Genomic DNA, 18,446 nt, shown 5'->3' with positions numbered 1-18,446 from the left:
TAATGATGGGATCAAGACCTTACCCCTAGAGAGGATCCCTATGACCATTGTCGCCGCTGAAAAGCTGCAGGGCTTGCTCTCGGAGCTGGCCGACATTGAAACCATTACTGATCCGTCAGAAGTGGCCAAGTTGTCCCTGGACTTTTACCACTACAGCCCTGTGCTCAGCCGGCAGTTGAGCGACAAGCGAGGGGATGTGGTGGTGCGCCCAGCAAACGAACAAGAGGTCAAGCGAGTGGCAGCAGCCTGTGCCAAGTGGCGGCTTCCTCTCACCGTACGGGGGGCGGGCACTGGCAACTACGGCCAGTGCATTCCCCTAGCTGGCGGCGTGATCCTAGAGATGAGCAAGCTCACTCAGGTGATCTGGGCCAAGCCGGGGCTAGCGCGGGTGCAGGCAGGGATCAAGCTGGCTGCCATTGACAAACACACCCGCGAGATGGGTTGGGAGATCCGCATGGCTCCTTCCACCTACCGCACAGCCACCATCGGCGGCTTCATTGCCGGGGGCAGCGGCGGCATTGGCTCCGTTACCTACGGCCAACTGCTGGATCGAGGAAACATTCTAGGACTGCGGGTGGTGACGGTGGAGGAAGAGCCGCGGATCCTGGAGCTGCGGGGAGACGACGTGTTCAAAGTCAGCCACGCCTGGGGCCTCACCGGGATCATCACCGAGGTGGAGATCCCCCTGGCGCCGGCTTACCCGTGGGCAGAACTGATTGTAGCCTTCCCTCCTGAGGGGGGGTTTATGCCCTGCGCCCGGTTTGGCCAGGCTCTGGCCGCTGCCGATGGCATCCTAAAAAAACTCATCAGCCTGCATGCTTGGCCGATCCCCAGCTATTTCGCGCCGCTACGGGGTTATTTGCCGGAGGGATCTGCTGTAGCCCTGTTGATGGTGGCCGAATGCAGCCTGGAGCCGCTGCTAGAGCTCATCCGGGAGCATGGCGGCCAGGTGGTCTACAACAAAACGGCCCAGGAGGCCGCCAAAGGGATCTCGCTGGGGGAATTTTCCTGGAACCACACCACTCTGCACTGCCGCAGCGTGGATCCCAATTTGACCTATCTGCAGTCGATTTTCCCGCCTGACCGGGAGCTGAAGCTGGTGCAGCATCTGTACGAGCACTTTGGCGACGAAGTGCTGATGCACTTGGAAATGATTCGCCTTGGGGGACAGGCCATCCCCGTGGGTCTCCAAATTGTCCGCTTTACCACCGAAGAGCGGCTCAACGAGATCATGCGCTACCACGAGGCCCAGGGAGTGTTCATCGCCAACCCCCACACCTTCATCCTCGAAGAGGGAGGCCGCAAGGTGATGGATCCGCGCCAGGTCCGTTTCAAAGAAGAGGTGGATCCCTATGGGCTGCTCAACCCGGGCAAGACGCGCACCTGGCAAGGCCGAGCTTCTGCTTAAAAGGGGGAAGGCAGATGCTGGGGCAATAGCAGCAGCAAGGGCGGGAGAAACAGCCAAGCTGCCACCGCCACAGAAGCCAGCGCTGCCACCAACACTGCCCCAGCAGCACAGTCTTTGGCAACTTCTGCCAGCAGGTGATAGCGACTGCCCAAGGTGAGATCCACCACTGCTTCTAGGGCAGTATTCACCAGCTCGAGAGCCATCACCAGCCCACTGGTCAGGCTGATCAAGGCCATCTCCACGGCGCTCAACCGCAGGGCCAGGCCCAAGCCAAAGGCCAACACCGCTGCCAGGAGGTGGATGCGAAAGTTGCGCTGGGTGCGAACGGCGTACAGCAAGCCCCTGCCCGCATAGTAAAAACTCTTGCCCAGGTTGGTGGCCACGCACCAAGAAAGGGGGCGCCGCCAGGGATCCTCCCTTGGAGACTCAACCGGCGCAATAGAATCATCTGCCCAGCGCAGGGGCGAGGGAAAGCGACTAGGGCTGTCGGCCATGAGACACCTCCAAATCTTCTTGGATGGCAGCAAGCAGGTTTTGCTGTTGCTGTAGCATGCGCTGTAGGGAAAGTTCATCGGGGTGATCCCACCCCAGAAGATGCAGCAGCCCGTGACTGGCCAGCCAGGCCAGCTCGTGGGACAGTGAGTGTCCTTGCGCCTTGGCCTGGGCGCAGGCGGTAGGCACAGAAATCACAATATCCCCCAGTAGACGCACTCCTGTTAGCTTCTGCACCTCCACAGGAGCAGCCATTTCCTCAGCGGCAAAGGCCAGCACATCGGTGGGGGCGTCGATGTGACGAAACTCGCGGTTGAGCTGGCGAATGCGTTCGTCGGAAGTAAGGCAGAGGCTGAGTTCGCAGGGATCCGTCACCCCCAGCTTACCCAACCAAACCTCAAACCAACGTCGCCAAGTGGCCTCCTCAATGGGGCTGGGGACCTGCAGCTCCAGGTACAGATCCAGAAACCCCTCCATGCAGCTCTCGCTCACACCATGCCCCCTATTCTACTGGCTTGCTCAAGTTAAGCTCGGCTTGGGAGCTGGGGCTGCCTTCCTCTGTTCGACAAGCTGCGCCAGCGCTTGCCGTAGCCGGTTTTCCAACCTCTGTTGGCTATCGTTAAACAACTCCGCCGGGAACAGATCCCCAGCAAGGCCGACGGCCCAGGCCCCTGCCCGCAAGTACTCCGCAGCATTGGCTAGGGTAACCCCGCCGGTTGGGATCAAAGGCAGGGATCCCAGCACTGGCTGGAGGTGGCGCAAGTAGCGGGGTCCTCCCAGGCTTTCTGCTGGAAACACCTTCACTGCCGCTGCCCCTGCTTGCCAAGCTCTCCAGATCTCGCTGGGGGTGAGCGCACCGGCAACGATGGGCAGCCCCACCTCCTGGCCCCAGCAGATGAGGTTCTCGTCGGTGAAGGGGCAAACACAGAACTGGGCTCCTGCCTGCCAAGCTTGCTCTGCCATCTGCCGATTGAAGACACTGCCCACCCCTACCCAACACTGCGGGTGCTCCCGTCGCAGGTGGCTAACTAGCTGCAAATACTGGGGAACTTGCGTGGTGATTTCGATGTGGCGGATCCCGGCTCGGATGGCCAGAGTGGCCCCCGCCAGGGCTTGGGCGTAGCTGGCCAAGAGGCGAATCACGGCAATCAAGGGCTGCTGCCATAAGTCAAGTAGCCAGAGGTGCTGTGACCCATTCCTGAAACTGCGTTCAGAACTCTCGAAGGCCATCTTTTGCAGTTGCCCAGCTTAGGTTTACCACCATTTTCTGCACTGGAGCCCGGTTTTGCCTTACCAGCCAGTAGCCTGATAGGTCGCAAACGACCGCCCTTGGTATCTTTAGGGGCGGTAGCTGCTGAGAGTGGGGGGAGCGATGAGTCTCAGGAGGAAGGCAAGCAGCCTAAAGGCATGGGCAATTCTGGGGTTGCTGGCCCTCCTGCTGTGGGGAGGATGGATGAGGGTTGCTCCATCGCAGGCGCAGAGTGTCCACCAACTGCAACAGCGGCAGCAGCACATCCAACAGCAAATCCAGCGCACCCGGCGCCGTCTTGGGGAGCTGCGCCAAGCTGAAGAAGAAGCCCGCCGGCGCATGGGATCCCTGCAGCGAAACCTTCAACAGACCGAAGTTAGCCTGCGGGACAACCAATACCGGCTCGAGCAAGCCCAGAAAGGGCTAGAGCAAGCGCAGCAAGAGTTGCAAGAGCTGGAAGAGCGCCTGAGACGGCAGCAACGGGGTACGGCTGCCCGCTTACGCTACATGCAGCGGCAGGGAGCTGAACAGTGGTGGGCTTTGCTGCTCACCAGCCGTGACCTCAACGAGTTTTTTGACCGCCGCCACCAATTGCAACTGTTGATCGAGGCGGATCGGCAGTTAATCCAAAAGCTGCAGGCGATGGTCAAGGAGGTGGAGCAACAGCGCATTGCCCTGGAGGCGCAGCGCAACGAGATCTCCCTAATCCTGCAGGAGCTGGCGGCCCAGAAAAACCAACTGCAGCAGCAGGCTGCCCTCCAAGAGCAGCTCATAAGCCGCTTGGCCAAAGAGCGTGCTGCCTACGAGGCAGCCCAACGGCGTCTGGAAGCCGACTCCCAACAGCTGACCCGTCTCATCCAATACCTGATCGCCCAACAGGCTCAGCAGCGAGGGGGCAGGGATCCTGTTCAGGGAACAGGCCGGCTGATCCCACCGGCGCACGGGCCGATCACCAGCGGCTTCGGCTGGCGGGTTCACCCCATCTATGGCATCAGCCGCTTCCACACCGGGATCGATTTTGGTGTGCCCACTGGCACCCCCGTGAGAGCGTCAGACCGAGGCACCGTCATCTACGCCGGCTGGTACGGCGGCTACGGCTACACGGTCATTGTCAACCACGGCGGCGGTATCACGACCCTCTACGCCCACAACAGCCGCATCACCGCAGGGGTAGGCCAAAAGGTTCAGCGCGGGCAAGTCATTGCTGCTTCCGGCTCCACTGGCCTTTCCACCGGCCCCCACGTTCACTTTGAGGTGCGAGTCAATGGCCAGCCGGTCGATCCCCACCGCTATCTGTAGAGCAACGCCTCTGCCGGCAGGGGCTGCAGGGATCCCGCCTGCAAAAGCCAGCGCACATCGGCAATAGAAGACAGCTCCTCTGGGTCGTGGGAAACCACCAGCACCGTCCAAGTGGATTTCAGCCGGGCCAACAGCTCGATCACCTGCTGTCGCACCGACCAGTCTAGCCCCGCTGTCGGCTCATCCAGCAGCAGCAACAGGGGGCCGCGAACAAGCTGCACCGCCAAGGCCAGGCGCCGCTGTTGCCCGCCACTGAGGCGGTTGGGGGAGCTCTGGAGAGGGATCCCTTCTAGTCCCACTTGTTTGAGGGCGTTCTCAACTTCCTTTGGGGTCAGCTCCGGGTGGCCAAAGCGCATTTCTTCCAGCACCGTCAGGCCACAGAAGTGCCGCTCGGGAAACTGAAACACCAGCCCTGCCAGGCTGCGCAGCTGCTGAGGAGAGAGCTCTGTTCCTCCCCAGGCAATCCGCCCGCGTGTGGGCCGCGCCAAGCCGGCCAAAATTTCCAGCAGGGTGCTTTTGCCAGCCCCACTTTTGCCCACAATCAGCCCCAACTGGTTCAAGCCCAGCTCAAAGGAGAGGTCGCGAAGAATCGGCTGGGGAAGGGCTGCCGGATGGTAGAAAAGGTGCTGCACCTGCAACATGGGCGCCTGAGCTGGAAGAGTTGAAGACTAAAGCCATTCTTCTAGGCGCCCAAGCTGCTCCCGGAAGCCATAGGTGAGTTCGCGGTACCACTCCCGCAGCTCAAATTGATCCACAGCCCGACGCAAAGCTTCTTGCGACCGCTCGATTGGGCGCAGGGCGGCAGGTGGGATCCCTTCTTGGGCAGCCCATTGTTCGAACAGAGCTAGCTCCGTTTGCAGGTAGAGAATAAGATTGGCCACATCCTGAGGATGGGGGTAGTGAGTGGCATCTGGCATAGAGGACTTAACCAGCGGAACTAGCTCCATTTTGGCCAAGAATCCACTCTGCTGCCGCCCAAACCCAGCAAGATTCGGGAGGAGGTTTTCTCCGCCCCTGCCTACTTCCGCGAGATAATACAAGGGAAAACGCTCACTGCTGTCACTCATGACCCAAAAGCTTTTGTTCGTGTGTCTGGGCAACATCTGCCGTTCTCCCGCTGCTGAGGGAATCACCAACTACTTGCTGCGCAGCAGCGGCTACGAAGAAGCCATCATTTGTGACTCGGCAGGGACAGCCGCCTATCACATTGGCAGCCCGCCGGATCGGCGCATGCGCCAGGTTGCCCAGCGCTACGGGCTAGAGCTGCAGGGCCGGGCCCGCCAAATCCATCCTCTGGATCTGCGGGAGTTCGACTTGATCCTGGCCATGGATCGGCAAAATTACCGAGATATCCTGAGCCTAGATCCCCAGAGGAAATACGCCGAGAAGGTGCGCCTAATCTGCAGCTACTGTCGTTCTCACACCGATGAAGAAGTTCCAGACCCGTACTATGGGGGCGAGGCTGGATTTCACTATGTCATCGAGCTACTTTGGGATGCCTGCAGCGGTCTCCTAGAGTCGCTAATCCCTGGGATCCAATGCCCGCCGTTGCCAACCCAGCCTTCCCAGCCTTCTGCATCCCCTCCTGCTGCATAGGCAGGCCTGCTAGGTAAGGCCCTAGAATAGTCGGTTAATGCCTAGAAGCTTCTCTACAACAACTAGCCCCTAGCAGAAAACTCTTTCCCAGCCGGAAGTGTACTTTTTGTAAGGGTGGAGCTATGACCTTTCCCACAGCAACTTTGGGTTACCCCCGAATTGGTAAAAATCGTGAGCTGAAGAAGGCGCTGGAGTCCTTTTGGAGTCAAAAATCTGACGCGACTAGTCTCCACCAAAGCCTGCAACAGGTGATGTTGGCCAACTGGCAAACCCAGAAAGATGCAGGTATTGACCATATCGGTATTGGAGACACTTCTCTCTATGACTTGGTTCTGGACTGGGTTGTATTTTTGGGACTGATCCCCAAGCGGTTTCGCCACTTGTCGGGTCTCGACCAGTACTTTGCCATGGCCCGAGGGAAAGAGAATATCCCGGCCCTGGAAATGACCAAGTGGTTTGATACCAACTACCATTACCTAGTGCCAGAGATCGATGAGGATACTCAACCTAAAGCGGATTTTTCTAGTTTCCTGGAAGTAGTTAACCAAGCACAAAGCCTTCTGGGACAAAGAGCTGTTCCCATCATTCTTAGCCCCGTAACCCTACTTTGCCTGAGTCGCCTCAAGGGAAGTTTGCAAGAGCATTTGCATCGTTTACTGCCCTTGTATGCTGAGTTGCTGAGGCAGCTCGCTGCCCGTGGCGTTACTGAAGTGCAGTTCCACGAGCCAATCTTAGTTACAAGCCGAGCAGAAGCCCTAAGAGAAGCAATTACAACTACGTATACCCAATTGGCCACTGCGGAGGTTCCAATTCACCTTGTAACCTATTTTGATGACTTGGGGAACACCTATCCCTGGGTTGTGGAATTGCCAGTGGCAGGCATTGGTCTAGATTTTACGCGGGGGAACAATTTAGAACTTCTGCAGACATATGGCTTTCCCCGGAGCAAGCAATTGGGCGTGGGTCTGGTTGATGCGCGCAACGTCTGGAAAATTCGTCCCCAGCGGGTGCTTTCTATCCTAGAGAGCATCCAAAAGGTTACCACCAATTTGCGAATTCAGCCTTCTGCGTCCTTGCAATTTGTGCCCTATGATGCCCGACGGGAAACCCACCTGCCCACTCCTCTGCGTCAAGTGCTGAGTTTTGCAGAACAGAAGCTAGAGGAAGTTGTCCTCCTGGCCCAGGGAGGTTCAGCAGCCCAAGAGCAACTGGCTGTCATTGAAGCCCAGTGGCAGGAATTTGCCCAGTTTAGCCCCCCAAATCCAACTGTACGGGAGCGAGTTCGCCAGATAACCCCCCAAAGCCTGGAGCGTGCTCTACCCTACGACCAACGCCGCCCTCTGCAGCCTCAACTGCCCTTTTTGCCCACCACCACCATTGGCTCGTTTCCCCAAACTGAGGAAGTACGACAACTGCGGGTCAAGCGCAAACGTGGCGAGATCACTCAGGCGGAGTACGAAGCAGCCATTGATGCGGAAATTGCCCGTTGCATTCGGTGGCAGGAGGAGGTGGGGCTAGACGTTTTGGTTCACGGGGAATTCGAGCGCACCGATATGGTGGAGTTTTTCGGGCAACAGCTAGAAGGCTTTGCCTTTACAGAACACGGCTGGGTGCAGAGCTACGGTAGCCGTTGCGTACGTCCACCCATTATCTATGGTGACGTGGCGCGCCGCCAGCCCATGACGGTGCGGGAGTTTCGTGTGGCCCAATCCCTGACTTCCAAAATTGTAAAAGGGATGTTAACAGGGCCCGTAACCCTATTGAATTGGTCTTTTGCACGGGACGATCTCCCAAGACGGGAGCAGGCAATGCAAATTGCTTTGGCATTGCGGGATGAGGTGGCTGACCTGGAGGCTGCAGGCGCCAAGATGGTGCAAATTGATGAGCCAGCCCTGCGGGAGGGTCTACCCCTAAAGCAAGAACGTTGGGATGAATACTTATCTTGGGCGGTAGACGCTTTTCGCTTGACTGCAGGCGTTGCTAAGCCGGAAACCCAAATTCACACTCACATGTGTTACTCAGAGTTTGGCGACATCATGCCCCACATTCAGCGCTTGGACGCAGATGTACTGTCCATTGAAAATAGCCGCAGCAACAACGAAACCCTGCGACAAATTGCGGAGGCAGGCTACCAACATCAAGTGGGGAATGGAGTTTACGACGTCCACAGCCCAGTAGTACCTACTGTAGAGCAGATTGTTCAACAACTGAAGACCGCTGTGGAGCTTCTGCCACTGCAGCAAATCTGGGTAAATCCTGACTGTGGACTGAAAACCCGCCGCTGGGAGGAGGTCATCCCTGCTTTGAAGAACATGGTGGCAGCAGCAAAAACGCTGCGGGAAGAAATCTCTTCCTCAGCCCAGTAAAACAACTTGCCGCCATAGAGAGGAGGCGGTGGTGGCAAGCTAGAGGGTTCTGCTACAGGCCACTACACCGCCTCTACTTTAGTTGGCAAGTGCTAACGGTGGGTGTTCTCCCGGCGCTAGCTTGATAGGCTACCACTTAAGCAGGTTAAATCTCTCCATATCAATGGTGGCGCGATTGCGGTAGATCCCGAGCACAATGGCCAAGCCTACAGCGGCTTCAGCAGCAGCCACGGTGATGACAAACACCGAGAACACCTGGCCGCGAATCAGAGCTGAATCGACAAAGTTGGAGAAGGCCATAAAGTTGAGGTTCACTGCATTGAGCATCAGCTCAATGGACATCAGCACCCGAATGGCATTGCGGCTAACGATCAACCCATAGATGCCAATGCAAAAGAGGATCGCTGCTACTACCAAGAAAAACTGCAGTTGCAACATCGCGATGAGCTCCATGTAGATACACAATGACAGGGGCCTCGGGAAAGCTCTAGGTTTTATGGTCGAGAGCAGTCAGCTTTAGCGGGTGCTCACCAGCTCTACCGGTCGTTCTGACTCTGATTCCAGCTGGGGTCGGGCCCGCTCCAGCAAGCTCAGATCCCCTTCTCCGGCTTGGGGAAGAACAAACTCCCGCCGCGCCAAGACAATGGCCCCAATCAACGCCATCAGCAGCAGAACGGAGGCCAGCTCAAACGGCAACAGATAATCGCTAAAGAAATGCCCCCCGATCACCATAGCGCTGCTTAGAGGCTGGATTGGCTGCAGAGGCCAAGGAGTGTTGAAGGCCATCACCGTAAGCAGGGCAAACAGACCCAAACACACTGCCGCTGTCACTCCGTTGCGCAGCCAGCCCAGCTTCAGAGGGGCAAAGGTGTAGCGCCGGTTCACCAGCATAATGGCAAACAGGATCAGTACGTTGACGGCGCCGACGTAGATCAAAACTTGGGCGGCAGCCACAAAATCAGCATTCAAAAGAAGGTACAGCCCGGCTATGCTCAGGAAAACGCCCCCGAGCAGAAAACCGGAATAGACAATGCTGGGGGCCCAAACCACGCCTAGCGCGAAGCCAATGGCCATCGCCGATAGCACCACAAACGTAACCAGTTGTACGCCTTCTCCGAGGGTCATGAGAGATCCGTCCTTAGCCAGTTTCTATTGCTGCTCCCTTACCACTGTACTGTCCTGGCGGATTTAAGAGAAGCCCGACTCCTTTTTCAGATCGATAGAGAAATCTCTAGAGTTGGGTCTCACCAACTGTCGCCCGCTCCGTCACCTATGCTGCTACCGCCACCGAAGTCTGAATCTCCACCGAAGTCTGAATCTGTGTCTGTGTCGCTGAGCTCGGGGATGACCACCTCTCGCTCGCTGCGGTACCCGCAGATAGGACAGCTCAGGATTTCCAGCTTCAAGCCGCTAGAGGAATAGGTGGCTTCCCTGAGAACCTGTGTGGTGAGTCAAGGGTGAGAGCTTGACACCGGGGGCAATAGAGGTGGCGATAAAATGCATTCTCGCGAACAACCACAGCTGCCCCCTGACAGCTAGGGCAAAACCAGCCGTAGTAGCTGGCTCTGCCCCGGCTTTTGGCCAAGCGATCTCCCGGGGAGAGGCACGTATCGAGAACTTGCGCCTGGATGGGGCGCATGGGTCGACCGCAGCTTTGGCAGACCACGGGCTGAAAGGGGATCCCCTGCTTCTGGCACAGGGTGCCGTCGGTCACCACAGCCGCCAGGAGGGGCAGCGTCAGCACCAGCCAGTTGCCACTGGCCGACATCAGGAAGAGGCCAAGGCAAAGGGAGCCGGAATAGAGAAACAGTCGAATGGGATTGCTCTGGAGCGAAGAGAGAGCAGCCGCCTCTAGGAGCGAAGAGAGAGTAGCCGCCTCTTGAGTTCGACGGGTCAGGGGGATAGCTCGTCTTGTCCCTCGCTCGGCCTTTAGGTAGACCGGCAAGCGGGAGCGCTGCCACCCCACCCCTAGGATGATGATCCCCAATAGCAGCAGGATCCCTTCCACCAGGGAAGAATCAATGCCCTGGGCCACTGCCCCAGAAGAAGTTGCAATCGTTGAGGTGGTAACTCCAGAAGCTGCCGCAGGAACATTTGCAACGGGCTGGCCCTGCAACACCGAGGTCAACTGCCGCACCCCCGCCAGAGTGCCGCCATCAAAATCCCCATTGCGAAACCGAGGCAGGATCTGCTGGTCGATAATCTGCTGGACTCGGCTGTCGGGGAGGATAGCGACCAGGCCCCTGCCCGTTTCGATTTCCACCCGCCGATCCCCTACCGAGATGAGAAACAAAACCCCGTTGTTTTGGCCTGCCTTGCCGATCCCCCAGTAGTTAAATAGCTGCGTGGTGAAGTCTTTTGGTGTTGCATATCCCTGAGTATTCGGCACGGTAACCACTGCCATCTCGGCACTGGTGCGATGCTCAAGCTGAGTGATAAGACGGTTGAGCTCGTTTTCGGTGCTGCTGCTGAGGACGTTGGCGGTATCGGAAACCCACCCTCCGTACTGACGGCGGGGGTTGGGCACCTGTTCAAGGGTAATGGCCCAAGCGGGCTGCGGCAGCAGGGATACAACTAGCAAAACTGCCGCCCAAACTTTCGGCATGGCTTACCTGGCTGAGCGCTGCCTAGGTTCTAGCACAGCTGTCTCGGCTAGACTGGCAGTCCTTTTCCCAGGGAGAGAGGGGAGTTGGGGAACGGTTGAGAAAAGCCGCTTCTTGTTGCTAGTAATTGTTAACAGCAACCGGCCCTCAGTCCGGCCAAGGGAGCCAGGCTTCTTCTTGCCATTCCACTTCAAAGCACTCCCGGGCGGCCTGGAGAAAATGTTCGATCAAAGCAGGGATCCCTGGCGCCGTGGGGCAAATGTTGTAGATACCAATCACCTGCGAGCCGGGCAGATACCGTTCCCACAGCTCTAAATTGGGCCGCAACAGGAGGGATCCCTGTTGCAAGATCCCCCAAGGCTGCCACAGTTGGGCGTTGCCCATGAGCTTTTTGCCTCGCCAGCTCAAGTCAGCGCGGGTACGGGAGGCAAAGCAACTGATTTTATTGCGGTAGCCTGGATTTGGGGTTGGGCGGTTCTGACCATCCGTCCGGCTGGGAGCAGAAACAGGCGGATCCACTTCAACGCCCAGCGCGGCCAGCCCCTGAACCCAAAAGCGGCAGCAGAAGTCGTACACGCAGGCTCGCTGCAAACGGGGTAGGCGAGCTTGGAGGTAAGAGAGGGGCAGCACCAAGCTGTAGGTGAGCTCTGCCCCCTCTTCAGCCGCCTGATGCAACACCGCCCTTCCCCCCGTGGGCCGGCGCACCACTGGGATCCCTGGCGGGGGATCCCAAACCTGATGCCTACCTAGAGAAAGGGTGAGCCGATCCCAGCCATAAAAGCGCAAGTAGGGCCTAGGGGCGTGGCGCAGCCGCTGCAAAAGCCAAAAGTCCTGTTCCATTTGCCAGTTGCCAGCGGCCACGCGATAGGGCAGCCAAGAGCCCTGGGATCCCATCTCAAGCAGGCGGAAACTCTGCTCGGAGCGGCTCGTCGTACTCGTCGGCCAGGCTGGCCACAATGGTAATGGCGCGGGAGATCTCGCCTGCGGTGATCCCTTCCAGGGTGCGGTAATGGTTTAACACCACCTGGTTGTTCCAGATGCAAAAGCGCGCCTCCAGAGTGTCGCTCCAGTTCTTCTCCAGCAGCTTCTGCATAAGCTTAGCCGGCTCCGCCACCGGCAGAGAGAGAACGGGAGACCACACCAACAGGGTATCTTCGGGGGATTCGCCGCTCAGGTGGACGAACACTTCCACCGTGCCGTAGGTGAATTTCCAGGTGTGCCCCTGCTCGTGGTTTTCGTAGGCGGCATCTTCTTTGAGGCTGGAAACCACCGCCGAGACTATTTCAACGTAGAGAGGGGGCTCTTCCACTAGTCCTGGAAAAACCTCTGAGGAACGTTCGATGAGCGGCTCGCTGTAGGCCATGGCCTTTTTCCCTACTCCCTGTCAACCACCTTAACTATACTCCCTAGGAGTCTGAGCTCCTAGCCGGATCCAGCTTGCGCCAGAATGGAGCTGCTTTGGGTTAACTGCAAGCGCTATGGCAACTGCATCTAGCCCATCCCAGAAAGCTATTGGTATTGTGGGGGCCTTGCCAGAAGAAGTGGCCATGCTCACCCAGGCCATGGAGACCCATTCCGTCCATACCTACTTGGGGCGGCAGTTCCATCAGGGATCCCTGGCTGGGCAGCCGGTGGTGGTGGTCCAAGGGGGGGTGGGCAAGGTGCGGGCGGCAACTACGGCAGCTCTGCTGGTGGCTCATTTCCCCATCGGGGGAATCATCTTTACCGGCGTGGCCGGCGCCTTGGCCGATCATCTCCAGATGGGAGATGTGGTGCTGGCCCATGCCGCCATCGAACACGATTTTGGCACTGGCCGCCCAGAGGGCTTTGTCTTGGGGATCGACTTCATTCCCGAGTTGCGCCATCCTCTAGCCGAGGCCGATAGGGCCCTCTACGACCTGATTGTGCCTCAGCTGGAGCGGATCCCCCTCCACCCTCTGCAGGGACGGCAACCGGCCATCCACCAAGGTCTAGTAGCCACCGGCGATGTATTTGTGGCCGACGCCAACCTACGGCGCCAAATTCGCGAGCGCACCGGGGCCCTGGTGGTGGAAATGGAAGGAGCGGCAGTGGTGCGGGTGGCGCAAGAAGCTGGGATCCCTTGTCTGCTGGTGCGATCGGTCAGCGATGTAGGAAGCGATACCGATTTTCTAACTTTTTTTCAGACAGCGGCTCTCAACTCGGCAGCGGTGGTTCACAGCGTTTTGCAAAGCTTGCCTCCTCCGCTCTGAAAGACTTATACAACTCCGGAAAAAAGCGGACTTTTGCTCCAGGTTGAGGCTTTCTTCCCGCTCCTACTAGGCTTAGCTAATCCACATGAAGGCAGAAAGGTGCGTTGGCGAGGTTGCCCGGTGTGCCCCAAAGTGGCCTCCGGCCCGCTATGCGAACGGATGGAGTTCAAGTCGAGGACTAGAGGAAAGCCCTCATCAATCTAGCCGCGGGGAGGAAGCGCCGCCCGCTAACAGAAGTTACTAATCCTACTCCGGTGCAAGTGGCCAAGATAGAAGCCACCTAGCAGGCTTAAGAACCTCGCACCGCTAGCGCAAATGCTACTTTCTTCCCGGCAGCAGTTTCCCTGTTCGCGCCGGCGAGACGGAGCCCTCAACCTTTAGCCCTGGAGTAGCTTACCGCCAGAAAAAAGCTTCAGCCCCTGCCTTTAGACAGGGGCTCTCTCTAAGCTAAGTCGGAGCGAAAGGATTTGAACCTTCGACCCCCACTACCCCAAAGTGGTGCGCTACCAAGCTGCGCTACGCCCCGACGCACCTGTACCAGAGATCCTCTCTGGAGGTGCTCTACTAAGCTAGCACTAGAAACTGGATCTTGGCAAGAGCTCCCCCCCGGCTGCCAAATCCTGCAAGGGACATGCTAGCCTGGTTAGGCTGTCAAAATCCCACACGCCTGAACCACCGGGTGCCCTTAACTGGGATCTGTTCAGGCGGAGGCTAACCCGTAGGAGATAACTGAACCATGAGCATTGTTACTTTGCCTCAACTGTTGGAGGCTGGAGTTCACTTCGGTCACAAGGCCAGCAGCTGGAACCCCAAGATGCGGCCCTACATTTTTGCTGAGCGCAACGGCATCCACATCATTGACTTGGTGCAGACAGCCCGCTACCTCAATGAAGCCTATGAATACGTGCGGGAGGGTGCTGAGAAAGGCTGGCGCTTCCTATTTGTCGGCACCAAGCGGCAAGCTGCTGGGATCATTGCCCACGAAGCCACCCGCTGTGGCAGCTACTACGTCAATCAGCGCTGGCTGGGGGGCATGCTCACCAACTGGGCCACGATGAGAACCCGTATTGATCGCCTCAAAGAAATCGAAGAGATGCAAAACAGTGGCCTGCTCGACCGCTTGCCCAAACAAGAAGCAGGCCGCCTAAGGCGTGAGTTGGCCAAGCTGGAGAAGTACCTAGGCGGCATCAGAAACATGCGCCGGCTCCCCGACGCTGTGATTATCGTCGATCAGCGGCGCGAAGCCAACGCCGTCCGAGAATGCATCAAGCTTAAGATCCCCATCATCTCCCTCCTAGATACCAACTGTGACCCTGACCTCAGCGACGTCTTCATCCCCGCTAATGACGATGCCATTCGAGCGATCAAGCTGATTGTAGGCAAGCTGGCCGATGCCATCTACGAGGGGAGGCATGGGCAGCTCGACACCGTCGAAGAGGAAGAGTACGACTACGAGGGGGCTATGGATCTAGAAGAGGACATTTTGGAAGATCTGGGAGACGAAGGCGAAGCCGACGAGGGCGAGTAGCCCCAAAGGGATTCCAGACCCCCTGGCATTCCCTTGCCTCCTTTCTGCCCCATACCCTTGGGGAGCTAGGTTTAGAATTATTTCCCAGGGGAGCGGCTGCGGAGCTTCCGACGGGGAGAGGGAACCCCTCCCGTGCTAGGCTACAAGAGTAAATAGCTAGCGGCGCGGCGTACTCTGGGGAGCTGCTTTTGTAACCCAGCTTGGAGATCTGTGGTTGGCTTGCCAACTGTAAGGCTGCTCAAAGCCCCTAGCTTTAGCCAGGTGCAGCTTACACCGCGCCATATCCTTCACTTTAGCTGAGGAACTCTCATGAGCGACACCAAGACCAGTGTCAAAATCGATCCCCAACTTGTCAAAAAACTGCGCGAAGAAACAGGCGCAGGCATGATGGATTGCAAAAAAGCCCTGGAAGAAGCTGGCGGCGACAGGGAGAAGGCTATCGTCTTGCTGCGCCAGAGGGGCTTAGCAGGAGCAGCCAAGAAGGCTGGCCGCATTACCGCTGAGGGAGTTGTTGATAGCTACATCCACTTCGGCAACCGGATCGGCGTTTTGGTAGAGGTCAACTGCGAGACAGACTTTGTAGCCCGTAACGAAGAGTTTAGAAAGCTGGTTCAGGACATCGCTAAGCAAATTGCCGCCTGCCAAAACGTGGAGTACGTCAGCATTGACCAGATCCCTCCTGAAGTGGTGGAGCGGGAGAAGGCCATCGAGATGGGCAAAGAGGATCTGGCTAGCAAGCCCGAGCATGTGCGGGAAAAAATTATCCAAGGTCGCCTTGAAAAGCGCCTGAAAGAGCTATCTCTAATGGATCAGCCCTTCATCAAAGATCCCTCGATCACCGTAGAGGAATTGGTCAAGCAACACATCGCCAAGCTGGGAGAAAACATCCGGGTGCGGCGGTTTGCTCGCTTTGTCTTGGGAGAAGGAATTGAGAAAGAAAAGACGGATTTTGCCGCTGAAGTGGCTGCCCAGGCAGGTCTGAACCCGGCCGAGCCTCAGCCGACACCAGCGGAGGCAGCTCCTCCCGAGCCTGCTGCAGGGGCTGCTGAGCCCGCAGCCGCCGAGGGCAAGCCTGCCAAGAAGGGCTCTACCAAGAAGAAATAGCCTCAGCCCAACTTTAGCCGCTAACCTTGGCGCGCTTGGCTCCGACGGCCTTTTCCTGTTCCCGCCATGAGCTACGTTTTGCGCAATGCGCTGATCCCCACTGCTAGCGGCTACGAGACGACAGATGTCCGCATTGAAGGGGAGCAAATCGCCGCTATCGGCAAGGGGTTGTTGGCAGGGGCGCCAGGCAGCGTGGAACTGAACGCTGACAACAAGCTCCTGCTGCCGGGCTTTGTTAACGCCCACACCCATTCTTCCGAGCTGTGGCAGCGAGGGATCATCCCGCCCTACCCGCTAGAACTTTGGCTAGCGCAACTCCATGAGTACGCGCCGCCGGATCCAGAAAAGATTTATCTCAGCGCCCTGGCGACGGCGGTGGAAACTCTGCTTAGCGGCGGCACGACCGTAGTGGATCACCTGATCCTCATTCCCGGCCAGGAGCTGGCCACTGTTGAGGCAGCCGTGCGGGCCTATCGGGAGGTCGGGATCCGCGCCTTCATTGGTCCGCTGCTTCAGGATCAGGCTCTCCCCGCTTGCCTGCCGGGTGGAGAAGGGGGGTCGGCAGCCTATCCCCTCTCTACCGCCGAGGTGTTGGCCATGCTGGAAGAGGCAGTTCAAAAGTATCACCGGCCTGAGGAAGGCATCAGCCTAATGGTGGCCCCCACCGGCATCCAACTCTGCTCCGACCAGCTGTTCGAAGGCTGTGCTGAGCTCAGCCAGAAGTACAACCTGCCTCGCCACGCCCACCTCTTGGAAACCCGCGCCCAGCAACTGCTGGCCCAGGAAAAGTACGGCTGTAGTGCTGTGGAGCATCTGGAGCGCCTGGGCTACCTAGACCGAAAAACTTCCCTAGCCCACTGCGTTTGGCTGACTGCAGGCGATATCGAGATCTTGGCCCGTGCAGGCTCGACGGTTGTTCACAACCCCTTAAGCAACCTGCGCCTGGGCAGTGGCATTGCCCCTATCTTGAAATACCGTCAAGCGGGGATCAACGTGGCCTTTGGCTGCGACGGGGCGGCCAGTAACGACTCCCAGGATCTCCTAGAGGCGATCAAAATCGGCACCATCCTGCACAACGTCACCGATCCCGACTACCGGCACTGGATCTCCCCCCGCGAGAGCGTTGAAATGGCCTCCCGTGGTGGGGCCATCGGCCTGGGGCTAGGGGACAAGCTGGGATCTCTGGAAGTGGGCAAGCAGGCTGACCTGGTGCTCTATGATCTCACCCAACTGTCGCTGCTACCTCGCACGGATCCCATTGGGCTACTGGTGCTGGGCCGGCCCACCCAAGCAGTCCACAGCGTCTGGATCAGGGGAAAACAAGTGGTGGCCGATGGCGAAGTAACGACGGTGGATGTAGCCAAGCTGCGGCAGGAGCTATTTCGACACAGCTCCTGGGATCCCTTCCGCCGCTCTCAGCAGGCAGCCCAGCTGGAGGCCCGCTACCGTCAGGTGATGGGTTTGCCGGGGTAGTCATGGCGGGGATCCCTGGGGAGTCAGAGATTGACTGGGCCAAAGCCACCGAGCAGGTGAAGCAACAGGCGCGGGCGCTGGGCTTTGACAAAGTCGGCATTGCCAGCGCGGCAAACCCTCCCGATTGGGCAGGTCTACGGGCCTGGCTGGCTGCCGGTATGGCTGCCGACATGGCCTGGATGGCGGATCCGCGGCGCCAGAATCTGGAGCTGGTGCTGCCGGGGGTACAATCCCTAATCTGTGTGGCCCTCAATTACTACACTCCCACCCCCCACAGCCAGGATCCGGCCAAAGGCAAGATCTCCCGCTACGCCTGGGGGCGAGATTATCACCGCGTGCTGGGACGGCGACTCAAACAGCTCCACCTTTGGATGCAAGCTCAGTTTCCCAATTACCAGGGTCGCTTCTACGTAGACACTGGCCCGGTGGCAGAAAAGCCCTGGGCCATGCAGGCGGGCTTGGGTTGGATTGGCAAAAACAGCCTCCTGCTTACCCGCGAGTACGGCTCCTGGGTGTTTCTGGGAGTGATTCTGACCACTCTCAAGCTAGTTCCCGACCGTCCCCATACTGCCCACTGTGGCACCTGCACCCGCTGTCTGGAGGCCTGCCCCACCCAGGCCATCGTCAGCCCAGGGGTAGTGGATTCGCGCCGCTGCATTGCCTACCACACCCTGGAAAGCCACGCCGAGCGGATCCCTGCTGAGATTGCCCAGAACCTGCACAACTGGGTGGCCGGCTGCGACATCTGCCAGGAGGTTTGTCCTTGGAACCAGCGCTTTGCTCGGCCCAGTCCCCTTCCCGACTTTCAGCCTTACCCTTGGAATGTTGCCCCCGATCTCCAAGAACTGGCCCGGATCGACGATGAGGAGTTCGACCGCCGGTTTCCCGCCTCTGCCTTGCGCCGGCTCAAGGCCCACCGACTGCGCCGCAACGCCCAAGCTGCCCTCCACGGAGATGCCGATTCGGCAGTAGGTGAGCCGGGATTAGATCGCCATCGAGTGGATCCTCTAGAGCAGCCAGCGCAGCTCCCCAGCGCTACACTCTCAGGCCCCTCAAAGTAATGGACGAAGGTGATGGCTCATGGGCCCCTGAACTAT

Annotated in this window: 18 protein-coding genes, 1 tRNA gene and 1 pseudogene; 9 read left to right on the top strand and 11 right to left on the bottom strand. The window is 58.4% G+C overall.

All coding sequences use genetic code 11. From position 1 onward, the window contains the following. Positions 1 to 40: 40 nt before the first annotated feature. Positions 41 to 1,408, top strand: coding sequence for an FAD-binding oxidoreductase (locus NW808_RS06520; protein WP_414420673.1), 1,368 nt, complete (start codon positions 41 to 43; stop codon positions 1,406 to 1,408). On the opposite strand, the gene NW808_RS06515 is transcribed toward NW808_RS06520, so the two are convergent. The 3 genes from NW808_RS06515 to eda are packed head-to-tail and all read right to left on the bottom strand — an operon-like array spanning position 1,405 to position 3,052. Further along, positions 1,405 to 1,902: a diacylglycerol kinase family protein gene (locus NW808_RS06515; protein WP_414420672.1), complete on the bottom strand. Its 498-nt coding sequence runs from the start codon at positions 1,900 to 1,902 to the stop codon at positions 1,405 to 1,407. The two genes, NW808_RS06520 and NW808_RS06515, sit on opposite strands and share 4 nt — an antisense overlap. Beyond that, complete coding sequence (gene ybeY, locus NW808_RS06510) at positions 1,886 to 2,392, bottom strand: rRNA maturation RNase YbeY (protein ID WP_414420671.1); 507 nt, start codon at positions 2,390 to 2,392, stop codon at positions 1,886 to 1,888. The genes NW808_RS06515 and ybeY overlap by 17 nt, the downstream gene beginning before the upstream one ends. Positions 2,393 to 2,419: 27 nt before the next feature. Beyond that, on the bottom strand, positions 2,420 to 3,052 hold the full coding sequence (gene eda / locus NW808_RS06505) for a bifunctional 4-hydroxy-2-oxoglutarate aldolase/2-dehydro-3-deoxy-phosphogluconate aldolase (protein WP_414410620.1): 633 nt from the start codon (positions 3,050 to 3,052) through the stop codon (positions 2,420 to 2,422). Positions 3,053 to 3,353: 301 nt separating this feature from the next. On the opposite strand from eda, the gene NW808_RS06500 reads away from it, so the two are divergent. Then, positions 3,354 to 4,448 (top strand): murein hydrolase activator EnvC family protein, encoded by a 1,095-nt coding sequence (locus tag NW808_RS06500; protein WP_414420670.1) that lies wholly within the window; start codon positions 3,354 to 3,356, stop codon positions 4,446 to 4,448. Here the strand turns inward: NW808_RS06500 and NW808_RS06495 are convergent. Further along, positions 4,439 to 5,089, bottom strand: a complete 651-nt coding sequence (locus NW808_RS06495) for an ABC transporter ATP-binding protein (RefSeq protein ID WP_414410622.1) — start codon at positions 5,087 to 5,089, stop codon at positions 4,439 to 4,441. The two genes, NW808_RS06500 and NW808_RS06495, sit on opposite strands and share 10 nt — an antisense overlap. A 27-nt stretch (positions 5,090 to 5,116) precedes the next feature. Beyond that, entirely contained in the window at positions 5,117 to 5,365 is a 249-nt protein-coding gene (locus NW808_RS06490; RefSeq protein WP_414410623.1) for a hypothetical protein, read from the bottom strand. 148 nt (positions 5,366 to 5,513) lie between these two features. Between NW808_RS06490 and NW808_RS06485 the strand changes: the two genes are divergently transcribed. Both NW808_RS06485 and metE read left to right on the top strand, forming a co-directional pair. Continuing rightward, the gene (locus NW808_RS06485) at positions 5,514 to 6,044 is read left to right on the top strand and encodes a low molecular weight protein-tyrosine-phosphatase (protein WP_414420669.1); all 531 of its coding nucleotides are present in this window, start codon (positions 5,514 to 5,516) and stop codon (positions 6,042 to 6,044) included. A 122-nt stretch (positions 6,045 to 6,166) separates the two neighbouring features. Beyond that, positions 6,167 to 8,410 carry a 5-methyltetrahydropteroyltriglutamate--homocysteine S-methyltransferase gene (gene metE / locus NW808_RS06480; RefSeq protein WP_414410624.1) on the top strand — a complete coding sequence of 748 codons (2,244 nt, stop codon included), beginning with the start codon at positions 6,167 to 6,169 and terminating at the stop codon, positions 8,408 to 8,410. Between the two features lie 129 nt (positions 8,411 to 8,539). Here the strand turns inward: metE and nuoK are convergent, their stop codons facing one another. The 5 genes from nuoK to NW808_RS06455 form a co-directional block, all read right to left on the bottom strand. Continuing rightward, complete coding sequence (gene nuoK / locus NW808_RS06475; RefSeq protein ID WP_414394380.1) at positions 8,540 to 8,845, bottom strand: NADH-quinone oxidoreductase subunit NuoK; 306 nt, start codon at positions 8,843 to 8,845, stop codon at positions 8,540 to 8,542. 81 nt (positions 8,846 to 8,926) lie between these two features. Beyond that, positions 8,927 to 9,535: an NADH-quinone oxidoreductase subunit J gene (locus tag NW808_RS06470; protein WP_414420668.1), complete on the bottom strand. Its 609-nt coding sequence runs from the start codon at positions 9,533 to 9,535 to the stop codon at positions 8,927 to 8,929. 277 nt (positions 9,536 to 9,812) lie between these two features. Further along, positions 9,813 to 11,015: a TPM domain-containing protein gene (locus tag NW808_RS06465; protein ID WP_414420667.1), complete on the bottom strand. Its 1,203-nt coding sequence runs from the start codon at positions 11,013 to 11,015 to the stop codon at positions 9,813 to 9,815. Between the two features lie 145 nt (positions 11,016 to 11,160). Beyond that, the gene (locus NW808_RS06460) at positions 11,161 to 11,907 is read right to left on the bottom strand and encodes a lipoyl protein ligase domain-containing protein (RefSeq protein ID WP_414420666.1); all 747 of its coding nucleotides are present in this window, start codon (positions 11,905 to 11,907) and stop codon (positions 11,161 to 11,163) included. A 1-nt stretch (position 11,908) separates the two neighbouring features. After that, positions 11,909 to 12,376 (bottom strand): YbjN domain-containing protein, encoded by a 468-nt coding sequence (locus NW808_RS06455; protein WP_414420665.1) that lies wholly within the window; start codon positions 12,374 to 12,376, stop codon positions 11,909 to 11,911. Between the two features lie 115 nt (positions 12,377 to 12,491). On the opposite strand from NW808_RS06455, the gene NW808_RS06450 reads away from it, so the two are divergent. After that, positions 12,492 to 13,244 carry a 5'-methylthioadenosine/adenosylhomocysteine nucleosidase gene (locus NW808_RS06450; RefSeq protein WP_414404910.1) on the top strand — a complete coding sequence of 251 codons (753 nt, stop codon included), beginning with the start codon at positions 12,492 to 12,494 and terminating at the stop codon, positions 13,242 to 13,244. A 452-nt stretch (positions 13,245 to 13,696) separates the two neighbouring features. Here the strand turns inward: NW808_RS06450 and NW808_RS06445 are convergent. Beyond that, positions 13,697 to 13,770 (bottom strand) — tRNA-Pro (locus NW808_RS06445). 210 nt (positions 13,771 to 13,980) lie between these two features. Between NW808_RS06445 and rpsB the strand changes: the two genes are divergently transcribed. The 4 genes and pseudogenes from rpsB to queG all read left to right on the top strand — a co-directional run bounded on the left by rpsB (position 13,981) and on the right by queG (position 18,410). Next, on the top strand, positions 13,981 to 14,772 hold the full coding sequence (gene rpsB, locus NW808_RS06440) for a 30S ribosomal protein S2 (protein WP_414420664.1): 792 nt from the start codon (positions 13,981 to 13,983) through the stop codon (positions 14,770 to 14,772). A gap of 309 nt (positions 14,773 to 15,081) precedes the next feature. Further along, positions 15,082 to 15,747, top strand: a pseudogene (gene tsf, locus NW808_RS06435) (translation elongation factor Ts); the annotation flags it as partial. 195 nt (positions 15,748 to 15,942) lie between these two features. Then, complete coding sequence (locus tag NW808_RS06430; protein ID WP_414420663.1) at positions 15,943 to 17,349, top strand: amidohydrolase; 1,407 nt, start codon at positions 15,943 to 15,945, stop codon at positions 17,347 to 17,349. A 2-nt stretch (positions 17,350 to 17,351) separates the two neighbouring features. Beyond that, a complete protein-coding gene (gene queG / locus NW808_RS06425; RefSeq protein ID WP_414420662.1) occupies positions 17,352 to 18,410 on the top strand; it encodes a tRNA epoxyqueuosine(34) reductase QueG in 1,059 nt (352 codons plus the stop codon). The last annotated feature ends 36 nt before the right edge of the window (positions 18,411 to 18,446 follow it).

The sequence above is a fragment of the Synechococcus sp. W70.1 genome (assembly GCF_047461515.1).
Classification (GTDB): Bacteria; Cyanobacteriota; Cyanobacteriia; order Thermostichales; family Thermostichaceae; genus Thermostichus.
This window is presented reverse-complemented; position numbering and strand designations above follow the sequence as displayed.

Coding starts and splice junctions, on each gene's coding strand:
- queG (WP_414420662.1), top strand. CDS start 17,352: ATGGCGGGGATCCCTGGGGAGTCAGAGATTGACTGGGCCAAAGCCACC.
- NW808_RS06490 (WP_414410623.1), bottom strand. CDS start 5,365: ATGCCAGATGCCACTCACTACCCCCATCCTCAGGATGTGGCCAATCTT.
- NW808_RS06500 (WP_414420670.1), top strand. CDS start 3,354: ATGAGGGTTGCTCCATCGCAGGCGCAGAGTGTCCACCAACTGCAACAG.
- NW808_RS06470 (WP_414420668.1), bottom strand. CDS start 9,535: ATGACCCTCGGAGAAGGCGTACAACTGGTTACGTTTGTGGTGCTATCG.
- NW808_RS06485 (WP_414420669.1), top strand. CDS start 5,514: ATGACCCAAAAGCTTTTGTTCGTGTGTCTGGGCAACATCTGCCGTTCT.
- rpsB (WP_414420664.1), top strand. CDS start 13,981: ATGAGCATTGTTACTTTGCCTCAACTGTTGGAGGCTGGAGTTCACTTC.
- metE (WP_414410624.1), top strand. CDS start 6,167: ATGACCTTTCCCACAGCAACTTTGGGTTACCCCCGAATTGGTAAAAAT.
- NW808_RS06450 (WP_414404910.1), top strand. CDS start 12,492: ATGGCAACTGCATCTAGCCCATCCCAGAAAGCTATTGGTATTGTGGGG.
- NW808_RS06515 (WP_414420672.1), bottom strand. CDS start 1,902: ATGGCCGACAGCCCTAGTCGCTTTCCCTCGCCCCTGCGCTGGGCAGAT.
- NW808_RS06520 (WP_414420673.1), top strand. CDS start 41: ATGACCATTGTCGCCGCTGAAAAGCTGCAGGGCTTGCTCTCGGAGCTG.
- NW808_RS06465 (WP_414420667.1), bottom strand. CDS start 11,015: ATGCCGAAAGTTTGGGCGGCAGTTTTGCTAGTTGTATCCCTGCTGCCG.
- NW808_RS06455 (WP_414420665.1), bottom strand. CDS start 12,376: ATGGCCTACAGCGAGCCGCTCATCGAACGTTCCTCAGAGGTTTTTCCA.
- NW808_RS06495 (WP_414410622.1), bottom strand. CDS start 5,089: ATGTTGCAGGTGCAGCACCTTTTCTACCATCCGGCAGCCCTTCCCCAG.
- NW808_RS06460 (WP_414420666.1), bottom strand. CDS start 11,907: ATGGGATCCCAGGGCTCTTGGCTGCCCTATCGCGTGGCCGCTGGCAAC.
- NW808_RS06430 (WP_414420663.1), top strand. CDS start 15,943: ATGAGCTACGTTTTGCGCAATGCGCTGATCCCCACTGCTAGCGGCTAC.